Here is a 16,856-nt window from a genome sequence, read left to right on the forward strand (position 1 = left end):
GCGGCGGGAGGCGGCCCGGGACCCAGGTCAGGCCCCGGACTCCCAGCCGGCCGGGTCGCTCCAGGCGGCGAGCGCGCGGCGGCTCTCGAAGCGGCGCTCCCGGCCGGTCAGCGGGTCGGTGAACCCGATCGCCGAGGCGAGCAGTTGCAGCGGCCGGCGGAAGTCGTCCAGGGCCGGTTCGGGCAGGACCACCGGGTACACCGGGTCGCCGAGGATCGGCAGCCCGAGGCCGCTCATGTGCAGCCGCAGCTGATGGGTGCGCCCGCTGAGCGGCCGCAGCCGGTAGCGGGCGAGGCCGTCCCGGTGCTCCAGCAGGTCGATCCGGCTCTCGCTGTTCGGCGGCGCGTCCAGCTCCCGGGCGGCGATCACCCCGCGTTCCTTGACGATGTGGCTGCGCACCGTGCGCGGCAGGCTCAGCTCCGGGTCGTACGGGGCGACCGCCCGGTACTCCTTGCGGACCTGGCGGTCCCGGAACAGCGTCTGGTAGGCACCGCGCTCCTCGGGCCGGACCACGAACATGGCCAGGCCCGCGGTGAGCCGGTCGAGCCGGTGCGCGGGGCTGAGCGCGGGCAGGTCGAGGTCGTGCCGCAGCCGGGAGAGCGCCGTCTCCACGACGTGCCGGCCGCGCGGGGTGGTGGCCAGGAAGTGCGGCTTGTCGACGACCACCAGGTGCTCGTCGCGGTGCAGCACCACCAGTTCGAACGGGACCGGCACCTCCGCCGGGTGGTCCCGGTGGAACCACAGGTGCGCGCCGGGGCGAAACGGTTCGTCGAAGGCGATCGGGCCCTGCTCGCCGACGATCTCGCCGTCGCGCAGCGCCGCCTCGATCCGCGCCGCGGCCACCACGGGCAGCCGCTCGACCAGGTGGTCCCGCACCGTCGGCCAGTCGCCCTCCGGCGGCAGCCGCAGGTGCACCGGGTCCACGCCGCGGCGCTGCGGGAGGGGGGAGGTCGGGCGGTGGCTCTTGCGTCTCATCTCCCGGCCCAGCCTACGGCCTGCCTTCACACCCCCGTCGTCCGCCCGGAGAGCGGGCAGGGCGGCGTCGGGGGCGTGCATCGCACGGCGGAGGTGGAGGCACCTCCCGGCCGGAGGCCGGGGGCGGAGTCCATGCGGTGGGGCGCCTCCCGGCCGCCGGGCCGGGGGCCGTCGGCGACCGACGACAACGCGGCGAGGTGCGTGCACTGAGGGGACCTCCCGGCCGGAGGCTGGGGGAGCGTCGCCCCGCGGCGGGAGTTCGAAGGCAGGCGCCGGTGCGCGGCCCCGGCGGGCCCGCGCCGAGGTGCTGACCCGGGGCGGGGCGGGGAAAGTGGGTCGAAGGCCTTCGGGCCCGGAGCACTTCGACCCCTGGAGGAGTTCGCGTGAGAGCCGACGGCCCGGACGGGCTTCCGCCGCTGCACCTGCCACGGCGGACCCGGCTGCTGCTGTACGGCGCTCTCGTGCTGCTGGTCGCCGCCGTGGTGTCCGCCCTGGCGATCGGCCCGGGGGCGACCCTGTCGCCGCTGCTCGCGGTGGCCCCGGTGCTCGCCGGGGCCACCACCCGCAAGGCCCGGGTGCCGCTGCTGGTCGGCGCGGCGGCGCTGCTGGCGGTCGGTGTGCTGGAGTCGACGAACACCGTGCTGCCGCTCTCGGTGCGGATCAGCGTGCCGGTCACCGTGCTGGCCGCGACCCTGGCCAGCGCGGCCAGCGTGGTGCTGGTGGCGGCCCGGGAGCGGGAGCTGTACCAGGTCCGGACGGTGGCGGAGGCGGCCCAGCGGGCCCTGCTGCGACCGCCCGCCGAGCGGATCGGGCCGCTGCGCCTGGCCGTGCGGTACGTCGCGGCGGCCGCCGAGGCGCGGATCGGCGGGGACCTGTACGCCGTGGTGGAGACCCGCTTCGGGGTGCGGATCCTGCTGGGGGACGTGCAGGGGCACGGGCTTCCGGCCGTGGAGACGGCGGCGGACGTCCTGGGGGTGTTCCGGGAGGCGGCGCGGACCGAGCCCGATCCCGGGCGGCTGGCGGAGCGGCTGGACGCGGCGCTCACGGCCCGGCCCGGCGACGGGCGCTTCGCCACCGCGCTGCTGCTGGACGTCCCGGCCGGGCGGGAGCCGGTGCGGGTGGTGAACTGCGGCCATCCGCCCCCGCTGCTGCGCCGCGCGGGTGGGGTGGGCGAGCTGGCGCCGGCCGTGCCGGCGCCGCCGCTGGGTCTGCGTGAGCTGACCGGGCAGGACTACTCGGCGAGCCGCTTCGACCCGAGCCCGGGGGACCTGCTGCTGCTCCACACCGACGGCGTGTCCGAGGCCCGGGACGCCGACGGCCGGTTCTACCCGCTGGCGGAGCGGCTGCCCGGACTGCACGGCAGCAGCCCGGCGGACCTGCTGGACGCCGTGCTGGCGGACGTCCGGGGCTGGGTCGGGGACCCGGGGCTGGCCGACGACGCGGCGCTGCTGGCGCTGCGCTGGGACCACTGAGGAGGCTGTTGAGGGGGGCGCTCAAGGGGGTCGTGGAAGCGGCCGTAGAGGGGCCGCCGAGGAGACCGCTGCGGCGCGCGGTCCGCTCCTTCGGATCCGGCCGGGAGCGCGGGCGCGATTGTCACTGGCGTGTGCGAGGCTCCCCACACGGTCGATCAGGCATCGGCCGGGCGTGTCGGCCGGGCGTTCGGCTCGAGCGCCGGCGGGACCGACGAGGGGAGCGTGCCATGGCGGAGGCGAGCGGGTCGTTCGTGGTGACGGCGTTCGAGCCGGTGGAGACGGAGCAGCAGGAGGGCTCCGTCCTCGGCCGGGCGCGGATCGCCAAGACCTTCACCGGCGGGCTGAGCGGGCGCGGCGAGGTGCGGATGCTGTCCGTCGGCGACGCGGCGGGCGGGCCGGCCTCCTACGTCGCGGTGGAGCACGTGACGGGCGAACTGGACGGGCGCGCGGGCTCGTTCGTGCTCCAGCACGCCGCCTGGGACACCACCGGGGTGACGATACGCGTGGTGCCGGGCACCGGGTCGGGCGAACTGGCCGGGATCACCGGCGAGTTCCGGCTGGCCGTCGACGAGTCCGGCACCCACACCTACGTGCTGGCGTACGAGCTGGGCTGACGCCCGCCGCTCCCACCGGTACGCGGGCCTGGCCCGGCGGCCGGGGTCGGAGCGAGGCCGGCCGGGTGGTAGCCGGCGACGGCCAGGCACGGTTCGGAGGCGCCGCCCTCGATGCCACCGCCGTGCGGCGCGATGACGGTAATCCGGATGCCGTACGGCCCTGCGGGCTCTGGTCGTCGATCAGGTGGCGGCGGCGGTGGCGGCGGCCGTAGGCCACGCCCTCGGTCAGGGCCGGGTCGGCGTGGAGCGCCGTGGTGGAGGGGTAGCTGTCGCGGCGCTCGCGGGGGTGCCGAGGGCCGGGGCCGCGGCGAAGGCGGCGATCAGGGTACGACGGTTGATCATGATCGGGATCATGGCAGGAGGTGCGGGAAGGTAAAGGAGCGCCAGAGTCACGGCCAAGTCCGCGCCGGATGCGACGGGGTCGGCCTGATCGTGTGACACCGGCCCGACGGGCGCGCGCCGTGAGCACCGGGCAGCCCTCCACACTGCCACGATGATGCGATCAGTGCACGATCGGCATCGGAGGGTGGCGCATGCCCGGAACAGCAACTGCCCCTACGGTTGCGGCCCGTACGCCGGCGACGGTCGAGGAGGTGGTCGGCCGACTGCGGGAGATCGCGACGGCCCTTCCCCTGGCCGACGGGGTGGCGGTCTTCAACCGGCTCTACCTCACCGTCACCGAGGCGGTCCGCGATCGGCTCGCGGACGGGTACTTCGCCGACCCGTCGGCGATGGCCGAGCTGGACGCGGTGTTCGCCGGGCGGTACCTGCTGGCCGTGGACAGCGACGCCGCGGGGCAGGAGCCGCCCGCCTGCTGGCGGCCGCTGTTCGCGCTGCGCGCCCACCCGGGCGTGCACCCGTTGCAGTTCGCGCTGGCCGGGATGAACGCCCACATCCAGCACGACCTGCCGCTGGCGGTGGTGGACCTCTGCCGTCGCCGGGGCTGCGTGCCCGCCGAGGTCGAGCGGGACTACCACCGGATCAACGGGGTGCTGGCCGAGGTCGAGGCGGTCGCCCGGGAGCAGCTGCTGCCCGGGGCCGAGCTGCCGGAGTGCGCGGGGCCGCTCACTCACGCCGGGCCGCTCGCTCACGCCGGGTCACCCGCCCACGCCGGCCCGCTCACCCACCTGCTCGGCACCTGGTCGGTCGAGGCCGCCCGGGAGGGGGCCTGGTCCGCCGTCCAGGCGCTCTGGGAGCTGCGCGCGCTCCCGTCCGCCGCCCGGGCCTTCGGCGCGGCGCTGGACGGCTCGGTCGGGCTGCTCGGCCACGCCCTGCTGCTCCCGCTGGTGCCGTACGAGGGCCACCACAGCGGCTGCGGTGGGAACCACGGTGGCTGCGGCGGGACCCACGGCGCCGCCCCGCGAACCGCCCCCGTCACCGCCCCCGCCACGGCTCCCGACACGGCCGCGGCCGCCCGGCCCCCCGCGACGGGGAACCGGACGGCCGACGGCACGAGCCGGAACAGGACCTGATCAGGCCCAGCTGGAGTGCAGCGGCTTGCCCTCGGCGTAGCCGGCCGCGCTCTGGATGCCCACGATCGCCTTCTCGTGGAACTCCTCCAGGGTGTTGGCGCCCGCGTAGGTGCAGGAGCTGCGCACGCCGGCCACGATCGAGTCGATCAGGTCCTCGACGCCCGGGCGGGCCGGGTCGAGGAACATCCGGGAGTGCGAGATGCCCTCCTCGAACAGCGCCTTGCGGGCCCGGTCGTAGGAGGAGTCCTGGGCGGTGCGGTTGCTCACGGCCCGGGCCGAGGCCATGCCGAAGCTCTCCTTGTACTGGCGGCCGTCGGCAGCGGTCTGGAGGTCGCCCGGGGACTCGTAGGTGCCGGCGAACCAGGAGCCGATCATCACGTTGGAGGCGCCGGCGGCCAGCGCCATGGCGACGTCGCGCGGGTGGCGCACGCCGCCGTCGGCCCAGACGTGCTTGCCGAGCCGGCGGGCCTCGGCGGCGCACTCCAGGACGGCGGAGAACTGGGGGCGGCCGACGCCGGTCATCATCCGGGTGGTGCACATGGCGCCGGGGCCGACGCCGACCTTGAGGATGTCCGCGCCCGCCTCGACCAGGTCGCGCACGCCGGCGGCGGAGACCACGTTGCCGGCCACGATCGGGATCCGCGGGTCCAGGCCGCGCACCGCGCGCAGCGCGCTGATCATGCTCTCCTGGTGGCCGTGCGCGGTGTCGACGACGAGCACGTCGGCGCCGGCCTTGATCAGCGCCTCGGCCTTGCCCGCGACGTCGCCGTTGATGCCGACGGTGGCGGCGATCCGCAGCTTGCCGTCGGCGTCCACGGCCGGGGTGTACAGGGTGGCGCGCAGCGCGTTCTTGCGGGTGAGCAGGCCGACGAGCCTGCCCTCGCGGTCGACGACCGGGGCGAGCTTGCGGTGGGCCTCGGTGAGCTTGTCGAAGGCGGTGCGCGGGTCGGTGCCCTCGTCCAGCAGCAGCAGGTCGCGGGACATGACGTCGGCGAGGCTGGTGAAGCGGTCCACGCTCTGGCAGTCGGACTCGGTGACGACGCCGACGGGCTTGCCGTCCTCGACCACCACGAGGGCGCCGTGGGCGCGCTTGGGCAGCAGCGAGAGGGCCTCGGCGACGGTGGCGCCGGGGTCCAGGGTGATCGCGGTGTCGACCACCAGGTGGCGCTGCTTGACCCAGGAGATGACGTCGGTGATGACCTCGGTGGGGATGTCCTGGGGGATGGCGACCAGGCCGCCGCGGCGGGCGACGGTCTCGGCCATCCGGCGGCCGGCGATGGCGGTCATGTTGGCGACGACCAGCGGGATGGTGGTGCCGGTGCCGTCGTTCGAGGAGAGGTCGACACCCTGCCGGGAGCCCACGGCGGAACGGCTGGGGACCATGAAGACGTCGTCGTACGTCAGGTCGTACGAGGGCTTGAGGTCGTTCAGGAAACGCATGAATGGGCTCTCTGGCTGGGAGAAATTACACCTCGGGTGCGGTTGCGGCGATGCCGCCGGGGCGCACTCGGGCGCCCGGCACCCAGCATTCGATTCTCCGTGAGAGCCGAGGCAAATGCCAGTTCGAGCGGCTTTGCTGGGCGTGTGCACAAACCATGATCAATGCTCCGCGCGTAGACATGGACGATCCTCCAAGGGCTGCCCTCAGCTCCGGCTTTCGCTACGGCCGGGGCCACTCCCGTAGCATTCACGCGGTAACGGCGAGGCGAGTGGGAAAGCGGCAGCGGGCGTGAGCATCGAGCAGACGGACATCGGGCAGGACCAGGGCGAGGAGGAGATCGACTACGGTCCGGGTCTCGACCCCGAGCGGCTGAGGCTCTGCCTGGAGGTGCTCGCCGAGTTGGACGAGCTGCACGTCGACCATCCGGACGCGATCACCGTCCGCCAGGCCGTCGGCGGCATATTCCGGACCCTCAAGCAGCGTCGCCGCCAGGAGACCCGGGCCCGCAAGACGGCCAACGACCGCGAGGTCACCGCCCGCACGGCCACCGGCGCCCCGACCCGGATCGACGACGAGACGGCCGGCGCCTTCGGCCTGACCACCGTCACCACCACCGAGATCGCCGGGATCCTGGAGCGGCCGCGCTCCTGCTACACCTGCAAGACCCGGTACATCGAGGTCGACGCCTTCTACCACAACCTGTGCCAGAAGTGCGCCGTCCTGAACCGGTCCCGCCGGGACGCCCGGGCCGACCTCACCGGCAAGCGCGCGCTGCTGACCGGCGGCCGGGCCAAGATCGGGATGTACATCGCGCTGATGCTGCTGCGCGACGGCGCCCACACCACCATCACCACCCGCTTCCCCAACGACGCGATCCGCCGCTTCACCGCGATGCCGGACAGCGCCCAGTGGATCCACCGCCTCAAGATCATCGGCATCGACCTGCGCGACCCGGCCCAGGTGATGGCCCTCGCGGACGAGGTCGCCGCCGACGGCCCGCTGGACATCCTGATCAACAACGCCGCGCAGACCGTCCGCCGCCCGGCGGAGTCCTACCGCGAGCTGGTCAACGCCGAGTCCGCCCCGCTGCCGGCCGGCGAACTGCCCCAGGCCACCACCATCGGCCGGTTCAACAGCGGCAGCGTCGACCTGCCCGCCCTCCCCCACCAGGCGAGCGACAGCGGGCAGCGGCTCGCCGCCGAGGACGTCACCTCGCTCGCCCTGGTCACCGGCTCGGCCACCCCGGCCCGGATCGAGGCCGGCACCGCGATCGACGCCGGCGGCCTGGTGCCCGACCTCGCGCCCACCAACAGCTGGGTGCAGACCGTCAGCGAGGTCGGCCCGGTGGAGCTGCTGGAGGTCCAGCTCTGCAACTCCACCGCGCCGTTCATCCTGATCAGCCGACTGCGCCCGGCGATGGCCGCGTCCGCCTCCCGCCGCAAGTACGTGGTCAACGTCTCCGCCATGGAGGGCGTGTTCCAGCGCGGCTACAAGGGCGCCGGCCACCCGCACACCAACATGGCCAAGGCCGCGCTGAACATGCTCACCCGCACCAGCGCGCAGGAGATGTTCGAGTCCGACGGCATCCTGATGACCGCCGTCGACACCGGCTGGATCACCGACGAGCGGCCGCACCCGGACAAGATGCGGCTCGCCGACGAGGGCTTCCACGCCCCGCTCGACCTGGTCGACGGCGCGGCCCGGGTGTACGACCCGATCGTGCGCGGCGAGGCCGGCGAGGACCTCTTCGGCTGCTTCCTCAAGGACTACGAGCGCGCCAACTGGTAAGCGGCGAACAGCAGTCGGCCACGGCCACACCAGCCCGAAGGAGAACCCGAGTTGACCACCGCACCGCTGCTCGGCGCCGGGATCGTCGTGCCCACCGGGGACGGCCGGGTGCTGCTCGGCCGCCGCATCACGGCCGGCGAGCCGCCGACCTGGAGCCTGCCCGGCGGCAAGGTCGACCTCGGCGAGTCCTTCGAGCAGACCGCGGCCCGCGAACTCGCCGAGGAGACCGGGATCGTGCTGCCGGCCGAGCGGATGCGGGTGCTCGCCCTGCACCTGGACCACGAGCTCGGCCGGCCCCGGCTGACCGCCGCCGTGCTGGCACCGCCGAGCCTGGCCGAGGCGCTGGTCACCGAGCCGCACGCCTGCGCCGGCTGGGAGCGCTTCCCGGTGGACGCGCTGCCGGAGCCGATGTTCTACCCGTCCGCGCTGGTGCTCGGCAGCTGGCTGCCCGGCCTGGCCGACGTCCGGCGGGCCGGGACGCACGGCTACCCCGTCGCCCGCTGATCCGCTCACCCAACGGATCAACGAGCGGCGGGGCCGTCGACTCACGTACCGCGCTCAGCCGTTGCGGGCGGCCTCCGGTCCGGTGATCCGCCGCAGCAGCGGCAGGGTGGAGGCGATGATGCCGAGCGAGGCGGCCAGCCCGAAACCGGTCAGCCCGTAGTAGGTGAGGTCGGGCGAGACCAGGTCGTAGCCCATCTGCGACGTGAGGAACATCGCCGCCGCGGCGAAGCCCGTCCCGATCGCGAGCGCCGAGACCACCAGCAGCGGCAACGCGCTCTCCAGTCCGACCACCCGGTGCAGCAGCCGCAGCGGCGCTCCGGTCAGCCGCAGCATCGCGAACGGCCGTCGGCGGTCGGAGAGTCCGGCCACCACGCTCACCGCGAGGCTGCACCCGGCGATCGGCAGGGTGGTCAGCAGCACGACGTTCGCCAGCTGCCGCCAGCCCTGGAGCTTCTTCTGCCCCTCGGAGGACCAGTCCTCGGCCAGCCTCGGCTCGTAGGTCGGGAACTCCTTCGTGAACAGGGTCCGCAGCTGCTCCTTGGCCGCCTCGGAGCCGTCGGTGGTCGCGTAGAGCATCCGCACCGGGAGCTCGACCGCTGCCTCCGCGGAGATCTGTGCGGCGGGCCACTCGTGCCCTGAGCCGTCCGTCAGGTCGAGCAGCTGGTACGGATCGACCGCCGCGACGGCGGCGCCGGGCGCGCAGTGGCCGACCACAGGGATCTGCGCGAGTTCCGCGCAGCTCACCAGGCTGGGCACCACCCGTCGCTCGCCCAGCTGGTACGCGCCGATCCCGGCCGGGTTGTCGTGCACCAGGGCGATCCCCCGGAACCCGGGGACGGCTCGGGCCTGCGCCAGCACGCGGTCGGGCACCGAAGGCAGTGCGGTCGCGTCCGGCTTGTTGCCGAACGGAGTGGCCACGATTGCCTTGCGAACCTCGGGGGCGCCGTTCACCAACCCCTGGTTGGCGTTGATGGTGCTCATGATGCCCAGGGTGCCGGTGGTCACGAACAGCGCCAGCACCAGTCCGGCGACCGAGCGGAAGCCCGCCCGGGGATCGTCCGCGAGGCGGCGCATCGCGATCAGCGAGGCCGGCCGGCTGGTCCGCCGGGCCACCACCCGGGCGGTCGCCAGGGTGAGCCAGGGACCGGCGATCACCAGGCCGAGCATCACCAGCACGAAGCCGCTCAGGTACCCCGCGGACTGCCCGTCGGTGGTCTTCGGGTGGTTGCCGACGAAGTAGCCGAGCTCGGCCAGCCCGGCCACCAGCGGCGCCAGCCGCCAGGGGCTCGGCGGCTTCGGGGTGACCCGGCGGGAGACCCCGAGCGGCGAGATGGTGACCCGGCGCAGCGCGAACCGGGCGGCGAGCGCGGCCGCCACCGGCACGCCCAGCGCCACCCCGGCCACCTGCGGCAGGGTCAGGCTGAGGTCGCCGGCGAAGAACCGGTCGCCGGTGAACGGCACGTCGGCCACCAGCGGCTTCAGCGCGACGTACAGACCGAAGCCGACGACCGTGCCGACCACCGCGGCCACGGTGGACTCCACCGCCGACATCACCGACACCTGGCCGGGCGTGGCACCGACCAGCCGCATCGCGGCGTAGCGCTGCTCCCGGGTGGCGGCGGACAGCCGGGTCGCGGTGCCGATGAAGATCAGCACCGGGAAGATCAGCGCGGCGGCCACCACGGTGAGCACCAGGACCAGGGCGTCCCCGTGCACGCCCGCGCCGTAGCAGTCGTACTCGCAGTTGTCGGGCAGCGCGGTGGCGATGCCGGTGACGGTGTGGGCCCTCGGTAGCGCCTTGACCTCGTCCGCGGTGCGTCCGACGACCAGCGCGAGGGTGTCCGGGGAGGGCAGCGCGTCCTCGCCGAGGGTGCCGACCAGCCGGCCGGGGAAGCGGTCGCCCAGTTCGACGGCCGGGGTGTCGCGCAGCAGCTTCTCCAGCGCGGGCGAGGCGTAGTACTCGCCGGGCGCGGGCAGTCGGCTCAGCCCGGGTACGACGGGCGAGGTGGGCCCGGTCGGGGCGAGGTCGACCCGGAAGACCCGCTTGCCCCGGTAGTAGTCGCCCCGGGCGCCCCACCAGAGCGGGTCCGCCGAGGTGGCGGCCGTGGCGCCCTTGGCGCCGGTGTTCATCCAGAGCTGCCGCTCGTTGGCGCGGTCGATCGCGTTCATGCTGGAGAGGGTGGACAGCAGCAGCCCGACCCCGATCGCGACCGCCGCCGCGATCATCAGCAGCCGGGCCACGGCCTCCCGGCCGCCGCTGACGGCCAGTCGGAGCGAGAAGGGGATCACGGGGCCACCGATCCGGCGGGGAGGGTACGGGCCCGGCCGTCGCGGACGATCGCCTCGCGGTCGGCGTAGGCGGCGACCCTCGGCTCGTGGGTGACCAGGATGACGGTGGTGCCCTGCTCCTTCGCCGAGCTGACCATCAGCTCCATCACCTGCTCGCCGGTCAGCGAGTCCAGCGCACCGGTCGGCTCGTCGGCGAACAGCACCTGCGGACGGGCCACCAACCCACGGGCCAGCGCCACGCGTTGCGCCTGGCCGCCGGACAACTCGCCGGAGCGGCGCTGCTCCAGGCCCTCCAGGCCGAGTCGGGCGAACCAGGGACGGGCCTGGGCCAGCGCGGCGCCCCGGCGGACGCCGTTCAGCAGCAGCGGCAGGGCCACGTTCTCCTCGGCCGTCAACTCCGGCACCAGCTGGCCGAACTGGAAGACGAAGCCGAACTTGTCGCGGCGCAGCGCGCTGCGCTGGGACTCGCTCATCCGGTCCAGGCGCTGCCCGTCGAACAGCACCTCGCCCGCGTCGGGCACCAGGATGCCTGCCAGGCAGTGCAGTAACGTCGACTTGCCCGAGCCGCTGGGGCCCATGACGGCGAGCACCTCGCCGGCCTGGACGGACAGGTTGGCCCCGCGCAGCGCGGGCGTCTCACCGAAGGCGAGCGCGACGTCCCGGGCCTCGATCACGGCGGTCATGCGCGCACCTCCGCGGCGAGTGCGTCGAGCCGGGCGACGGTCAGGTCGATCCAGCGCAGGTCGGCCTCCAGGTGGAACAGGCCGTGGTCGGCGAGCAGGGCGTCCACCAGGGGGCCGCTGCGGCGCAGTTCGGTGAGTTCGCGCATCCGGCGCAGGTGGGCGGAGCGCTGGGTGTCCAGGTACAGCTCCGCGTCGCGGCCCAGCAGCAGGGCCAGCACCACCTTGGTGAACAGGACGGACTGCAGGGTGGGTTCGGGCGCGACCGGCTCCTGGAGCCAGGTCTCGAACTCGGTCGCCCCGGTCTCGGTGATGACGTAGCGCTTGCGCTCGGGCCCGTCGCCGGGCTCGGCTTCACCGGCCATCACCTTGCCGTCGCGGGCCAGTCGGCCGAGGGTCGCGTAGACCTGGCCGTACGGAAGGGGCTTGCCCCGGCCGAAGAAGGAGTCGTAGTCGCGCTTGAGGTCGTAGCCGTGACTCGGCTCCCGCTCCAGCAGCCCGAGAAGGGTCAAAGGAACACTCATGGGCAGGACCATACACCAGGGATATACACCGAGTGTATAGCTGGCGAGAATACGCCGCTGACCTGGTGAAACGTCAACTCGCCGACAGGGGCGGGCAGGAGACGGCCACACGACCGCCCCCTGCTCCGCACCCCGGGCCGGCACCCCCACGGTCGCCGGCTCGGGGCCGCGCCCAGGCACGGAGGGCGCGGCCGGACTCCAGCCTGCCCGGCCCGGGCTCCGCTGCCGAGGGCCGAACGTCCCGGGTGGTCAGGACCGGTCGTCAGAAACGGTCGTCAGAACCGGCGGGCAGGACCGGTCGGCGGGACCGGCGGTCAGTGCCGGCGGCACCGCAGGTGTGACCCACTCTTGTGCGAGGGGGGCGGTCGGGTGGAAATTGGGTGACGAAACCCCGTACGCGTCCGCGTCCTTGAGGAGGCCCCCGCGTGTCCAGCACACCCCGCCCGGCCCGGCCCGCGTCGCACCCGCGGCGAACCGGCCGTCAGCTGCGGCGGGCCTTCGGTGCCCGGCACGAACCGTTGGCCCGCCCCCTCGACCGCTCCCGCGCCCGCGCCTGGCTGCTCACCGTCGTCGGCGGACTGCTGGCCGCCGCCCTCTCCGCCGGCGGCGCGCTGCTGCTCTTCCGCGCCACCGCACCGCAGGCCGACACCGACCACGCGCGGCTGCACCAGGTCGACGCCGTGGTGACCGCCGGCGCCGATCACGGCAGTTCCTCCGGCAGCCGGTTCTCCGGCGGCTACGGCAGCCGGGTCGACGTCCGGGCCACCTGGAGCTACCCCGGCGACACCCCGCACGCCGGCACCGTCGAAGCCCCGCGCTCGGCCGTCGCCGGCACCGTCGTCCCGGTCTGGGTCGACCCCGCCGGCAACGCCACCGCTCCCCCGGTCAACCGCGCCGCCCTCGCCGTCTCCGCCGCCTGCACCGGCGCCGGCGCCCTGCTCACCCTGTCCGCCCTGCTCACCCTCGCCCTGCGGCTGCGCCTCCAGGCCCTCGACCGCCGGGCCGAGGCCGACTGGACCGCCGGCTGGGCCCGTCTGGAGCCGCTCTGGAGCGGCCGCGCCGGGCACCGCCGGGAGGAGTGACGCGCACGGCGAACGCCCCACGCACAGAGCGAACGCGCCACGCGCACGGCGAACGCACCAGGGCCAGGGCCGCGCCGCCGTCCCCCGTCCCCCGGCCCCGGCCCCGGCCTCAGCGGCGTTCCGTCCAGGCCGGGGCCGGAACGGGCTTGGCGGCGTGGTGGGTGAGGGCCGCGACGGCGGCCACCAGCGCGAGGGCCACGGCCAGCGCGACCGGGACGGCGGTGTGGAGGACCAGCACGGCACCGAGGAGGGCGCCCGCGAACATCCAGACCGCCGAGGCGAGTCGGCGGGTCCCGGTGCGGTCGGCGGCGAGCGCGGTGAGGGTCATGGTGAGCACGGTGGTGGTGAGGTCGGGGACCTTCAGCGAGCGGACCACCGCGTTCTGGCCGCCCATGGCGAGGGCGAGCAGGCCGATCAGGGTGTAGCGGGCGGGATCGGAGCTGTGGCCGGCCGCCGCCGCCAGGACGGTGCTCACCGCGAGGAGCCCCGCCTGGGCGGCGACGGCGACGGTCAGCAGCCGGCCCCGGTGGCCGGGCAGGTGCCGGGCCAGGTGGCCGCCGGCCAGGGCGCCGAGCAGGAAGGCGGCGAGGGCGGCCAGCGAGGCGGTGGCGGACAGCCCGGGCGCGCCGGCCAGGGCGAAGCCGAGGAAGACGACGTTGCCGGTCATATTGGCGACGAAGACGTGCCCGAGCTCCAGGTAGCTGACCGCGTCCACCACGCCCGTGACCAGGGTCAGCACCAGCAGCATCGGCACCAGCGGCCCGTGCTCGGGGTCGGCTTTCAGCATCGGGCGGCCTCCGGAGGGTTCGTCTGACGGTCCTTCCGTTCTACTCCCCCGGTGGGCTCAGGCGAGCGCCGGGCTGCCCGGGTCGTCCGACTCGTCGTCCAGGTGCCAGTGCAGGTCCCGTACGCCCGGCTCCAGCGAGAGCCGGGTGACGACCTGCTCCAGCGCGGTGGCCACCTGGCCGGTGACCGCCACGGTGGCCCGCAGGCTGGTGGCGTCGCCCTGTTCGGTGCGACGGGCCCGCAGGCCGGTCGGGGCGAGGCCGGAGGCGCTCAGGGCCTGCAGCAGCAGGGCCCGGATGTGGGTCTCGGACTTGCGGTCGCACTCCAGGTGGATGGTCGCCCGGATGGTGGAGTCCGGGTCGCTGCCGGACCGCGGGGAGCGGTCGAGCAGTCGGCCGGCCGGGCGCAGCACCAGGTGGACGGCGAGCACGGCGAGGGTGCCGAGGGCGGCCAGTTCCAGCTTGCCGGAGGCGGCCAGCACTCCGACGGCGGCCGAACACCACAGTGTGGCGGCGGTGTTGAGGCCGCGTACGCCGGCGCCGTCGCGCAGGATCACGCCACCGCCGAGGAAGCCGATGCCGGAGACGACGTAGGAGGCGACCCGGGTGGGGCTGCCGGTGTCTCCGACCGCCTCGCTGTACAGGACGAACAGGGTGGCGCCGGCGGCGACCAGGGCGTTGGTGCGCAGGCCCGCCATCCGGGCCCGCCACTGGCGCTCGACGCCGATCAGCGCGCCGCAGGCGACGCCGGTGGCGAGCCGGACCAGGAACTCGACGGTGGTCAGGGTGTGCACGACGGCACCTCCTCCAGAGGTTCAGGGGGGGAACGCGGGCCAAAGGAACGGACGGGTGGCGAGCCGCTGCCCGCCACCCGTCCGTACGGGCTCCGCTCGGCGGCTCAGTGGTTCAGCGCGGTCTGGACGACCTTGATGATGACCATGACCATCGCGATCAGCAGGTAGGCGCGCAGGGCCCCCATGCCGGCCTTGCGGGCGGTGGACATGACCGGTCGGCCCAGGGTCTCCAGCGGGGGCATCCGCCAGTTCTCCCGGCCGGTGCGGTCGACGGGGTCCTCCTTGGTGCCCTGGCGGCCGGCGAGGAAGAAGTATCCGGCGACCAGCACCCCCAGCACGCCGCAGCCCGCCATGATCCACAGGATCGCGCCGGAGCTGATGTCCGGCCAGACCACCGAGGCGGTCAGGATCAGCGAGAGCATCACCAGCACGCCGACCACCGTCGAGGTGAAGGCGTTGGTCCTCGGCCCGTTGGCCCAGGGGCCGAGCACGGCCTTGTCGTTGCAGAGCAGCAGCAGGAAGACGGTGGCGGAGGGCAGCAGCACCCCGGCCAGCACCTGGACGAACTGGGTGATCAGCCCCTGGGTGTAGCCGTTGGAGAGCAGGGTGATCGTCGCCGCGACCGCCACCAGGCCGGCGTAGACGGCGTAGAAGCCCTTGGCGCCCTTGACGCCCCGGTGCAGCGAGTGCTTGATGCCGAAGACGTCGCCGATCGCGTAGGCCGTGGAGAGGGAGACCGCGAAGGCGCCGATGATCGAGGCGTCCAGCAGCGCGATGGCGAACAGCACGCCCGCCAGGTGGCCGGCCTTGGCCTCGATGCCCTTGGCGACGGCGGCCGTGTCGGAGAACTGGCCGAAGCCGTCGGTGCCGGCGAAGGCCGCCGCCGTGAGGCCGATCAGCGCGGCCGCGCCGATGATCACGATCGCGATGCCGATCCACAGGTCGACCTTCTCGTACTTCATGAAACGCGGGGTGATCCGCTTGTCGATGACGTACGACTGCTGGAAGAACAGCTGCCAGGGGGCGACGGTGGTGCCGACGATCGAGATGATGACCATCATGACGGCCGCGAGCTGGCCGGCGCCGCCGGGCATGCTCGGGGTCACGAAGTCGTGGGCCATCTGCGAGGTCTTGGGGTGGACCAGGAAGTAGACCGGGACCAGCAGCAACGAGCCGACGCACAGCGTGATGGCGACCCGCTCGAAGCGCTGGAAGGAGCCGGTGAAGGCCGAGGCGATGATGATCGCCGCCGCCAGCACCACCGAGGCGACCTTGGGCAGGCCCAGGTAGCCGGCGGCCATCGTGACGCCGATGAACTCGGTGACCAGGGTGAGGGCGTTGAGCAGGAACAGGTCGATGACGCTGAACGCGCCCCAGAACCTGCCGAACCGCTCCAGGATCAGCCGGGCGTGGCCCACGCCGGTGACGGCGCCCAGGCGCAGCACCATCTCCTGGTTGACGTACAGCACCGGGACGAGCAGCAGCAGCGTCCACAGCAGCTGGGTGCCGTAGTTCTGCCCGGCCTGGCCGTAGGTGGAGAAGGCGCCGGCGTCGTTGTCGCCGACCATCACGATCAGGCCGGGGCCGACGATCGCCAGCAGGGTCTTGAGACGGGCGGAGAGCCCGTGGCGGGGGGTGGTGTCGTCGAGCCGGATGGTGCCGAGCGCGCCCTTGATGTCGCCGACGTGGGCGTCGTCCAGGACGGCGGACCGGGCGGCGGCGGGAGCGGTGGGAGCGGTGGGGACCGTGGAAACCTTCGGGTCCAGCATCACGTTGGTCATGGCGGGGCCTCCCTCCCCCCTACCTTGAGGGGGTGTCAGGGGGCACACAGCAGCGATCCTCCCTGCGGGCGCACGACATTCGCTCCGTACGGCGACGCTGAGCGGCGGCGGCCGTGCGGGCATGACGATGCGTCAGGCGGCTTGCGTCGAGGCATGGTCGAGCGCACGACGAAGTGCCGGATGAACGCGCAGGGAAGGTGGTTACCGCGTGCCGGAGGTGTTCGAGAGCATGCGGGGGTAGGGGCTACTGTGGCCCGGACTATCGCAGTCCATGTCTCTCGCCTCCTCCCGGTCGGGGGCGCACCGTCTGTGCGCCGCATCACGACACGGCAAGGAGCACACCGGCCTTCGAGGACCGGTACACCCCAACTCGTCAGAGCTTTGGCACTCCACGGCGTGTCCAGCCGGATCGGCCGGAAGCCACTTGGGGTCAACCCTTAACTCGGGAAGACCTGTCCTGAACCTGGGCGTCTCTCGACGTCGTCGGGTCAGTGGCCTGTGTCCGTGAAGACGCCTCACCGAACGAGGTGCCTTTTCAAACCTCCCAAAGCATAGACCCGGCCCGGTTGCCCGGTGTCACCTTTTCGGCCGACCTTCGACAGCTTTGTAGAACCTTGACCAAACCCGTGACGGCTTGTGCATCTCCGCTCGGCAT

14 protein-coding genes and 1 riboswitch are annotated in these 16,856 nt (G+C 73.7%); of the genes, 6 read left to right on the forward strand and 8 right to left on the reverse strand.

Annotation, left to right across the window (positions count from 1 at the left end; all coding sequences use genetic code 11):
* Positions 1 to 27: 27 nt before the first annotated feature.
* Positions 28 to 975, reverse strand: a complete 948-nt coding sequence (locus tag BG452_RS18925; RefSeq protein WP_188305515.1) for a pseudouridine synthase — start codon at positions 973 to 975, stop codon at positions 28 to 30.
* A gap of 383 nt (positions 976 to 1,358) precedes the next feature.
* Here BG452_RS18925 and BG452_RS18930 point away from each other — a divergent pair, with 383 nt between their 5' ends.
* The 3 genes from BG452_RS18930 (at position 1,359) to BG452_RS18940 (ending at position 4,533) form a co-directional block, all read left to right on the forward strand.
* Complete coding sequence (locus tag BG452_RS18930; protein ID WP_188305516.1) at positions 1,359 to 2,447, forward strand: PP2C family protein-serine/threonine phosphatase; 1,089 nt, start codon at positions 1,359 to 1,361, stop codon at positions 2,445 to 2,447.
* Positions 2,448 to 2,674: 227 nt separating this feature from the next.
* A complete protein-coding gene (locus BG452_RS18935; protein ID WP_188305517.1) occupies positions 2,675 to 3,061 on the forward strand; it encodes a DUF3224 domain-containing protein in 387 nt (128 codons plus the stop codon).
* 533 nt (positions 3,062 to 3,594) lie between these two features.
* Positions 3,595 to 4,533 carry a DUF5995 family protein gene (locus BG452_RS18940; RefSeq protein WP_317621121.1) on the forward strand — a complete coding sequence of 313 codons (939 nt, stop codon included), beginning with the start codon at positions 3,595 to 3,597 and terminating at the stop codon, positions 4,531 to 4,533.
* Here BG452_RS18940 and BG452_RS18945 read toward each other — a convergent pair whose 3' ends face one another.
* Positions 4,534 to 5,973, reverse strand: coding sequence for a GuaB1 family IMP dehydrogenase-related protein (locus tag BG452_RS18945; protein WP_188305518.1), 1,440 nt, complete (start codon positions 5,971 to 5,973; stop codon positions 4,534 to 4,536).
* Between the two features lie 295 nt (positions 5,974 to 6,268).
* Here BG452_RS18945 and BG452_RS18950 point away from each other — a divergent pair, with 295 nt between their 5' ends.
* Positions 6,269 to 7,762: an SDR family NAD(P)-dependent oxidoreductase gene (locus BG452_RS18950; protein ID WP_411292972.1), complete on the forward strand. Its 1,494-nt coding sequence runs from the start codon at positions 6,269 to 6,271 to the stop codon at positions 7,760 to 7,762.
* Positions 7,763 to 7,813: 51 nt separating this feature from the next.
* Positions 7,814 to 8,266 (forward strand): nucleotide triphosphate diphosphatase NUDT15, encoded by a 453-nt coding sequence (locus tag BG452_RS18955; RefSeq protein ID WP_188305519.1) that lies wholly within the window; start codon positions 7,814 to 7,816, stop codon positions 8,264 to 8,266.
* Positions 8,267 to 8,320: 54 nt separating this feature from the next.
* On the opposite strand, the gene BG452_RS18960 is transcribed toward BG452_RS18955, so the two are convergent.
* From BG452_RS18960 to BG452_RS18970, 3 genes are read right to left on the reverse strand one after another with little or no spacing between them, the layout of a single operon-like run.
* Positions 8,321 to 10,555 (reverse strand): FtsX-like permease family protein, encoded by a 2,235-nt coding sequence (locus BG452_RS18960; protein ID WP_188305520.1) that lies wholly within the window; start codon positions 10,553 to 10,555, stop codon positions 8,321 to 8,323.
* On the reverse strand, positions 10,552 to 11,238 hold the full coding sequence (locus tag BG452_RS18965; RefSeq protein WP_188305521.1) for an ABC transporter ATP-binding protein: 687 nt from the start codon (positions 11,236 to 11,238) through the stop codon (positions 10,552 to 10,554). The genes BG452_RS18960 and BG452_RS18965 overlap by 4 nt, the downstream gene beginning before the upstream one ends.
* The gene (locus tag BG452_RS18970; RefSeq protein ID WP_188305522.1) at positions 11,235 to 11,759 is read right to left on the reverse strand and encodes a PadR family transcriptional regulator; all 525 of its coding nucleotides are present in this window, start codon (positions 11,757 to 11,759) and stop codon (positions 11,235 to 11,237) included. The genes BG452_RS18965 and BG452_RS18970 overlap by 4 nt, the downstream gene beginning before the upstream one ends.
* Positions 11,760 to 12,184: 425 nt before the next feature.
* Here BG452_RS18970 and BG452_RS18975 point away from each other — a divergent pair, with 425 nt between their 5' ends.
* Positions 12,185 to 12,841: a DUF3592 domain-containing protein gene (locus tag BG452_RS18975; protein WP_188305523.1), complete on the forward strand. Its 657-nt coding sequence runs from the start codon at positions 12,185 to 12,187 to the stop codon at positions 12,839 to 12,841.
* Positions 12,842 to 12,950: 109 nt separating this feature from the next.
* On the opposite strand, the gene BG452_RS18980 is transcribed toward BG452_RS18975, so the two are convergent.
* From BG452_RS18980 to BG452_RS18990, 3 genes are all read right to left on the reverse strand, one after another.
* Positions 12,951 to 13,628 carry a YoaK family protein gene (locus BG452_RS18980; RefSeq protein ID WP_188305524.1) on the reverse strand — a complete coding sequence of 226 codons (678 nt, stop codon included), beginning with the start codon at positions 13,626 to 13,628 and terminating at the stop codon, positions 12,951 to 12,953.
* Positions 13,629 to 13,685: 57 nt separating this feature from the next.
* On the reverse strand, positions 13,686 to 14,420 hold the full coding sequence (locus BG452_RS18985; RefSeq protein WP_188305525.1) for an MgtC/SapB family protein: 735 nt from the start codon (positions 14,418 to 14,420) through the stop codon (positions 13,686 to 13,688).
* 104 nt (positions 14,421 to 14,524) lie between these two features.
* Positions 14,525 to 16,189 carry an NRAMP family divalent metal transporter gene (locus BG452_RS18990; RefSeq protein WP_223242427.1) on the reverse strand — a complete coding sequence of 555 codons (1,665 nt, stop codon included), beginning with the start codon at positions 16,187 to 16,189 and terminating at the stop codon, positions 14,525 to 14,527.
* 369 nt (positions 16,190 to 16,558) lie between these two features.
* A riboswitch (M-box (ykoK) riboswitch) is annotated at positions 16,559 to 16,735 on the reverse strand.
* Positions 16,736 to 16,856: the final 121 nt, after the last annotated feature.

Origin of the sequence: Streptomyces sp. CBMA123 (assembly GCF_014596465.1) — a bacterium.
Lineage (GTDB): Bacteria > Actinomycetota > Actinomycetes > Streptomycetales > Streptomycetaceae > Kitasatospora.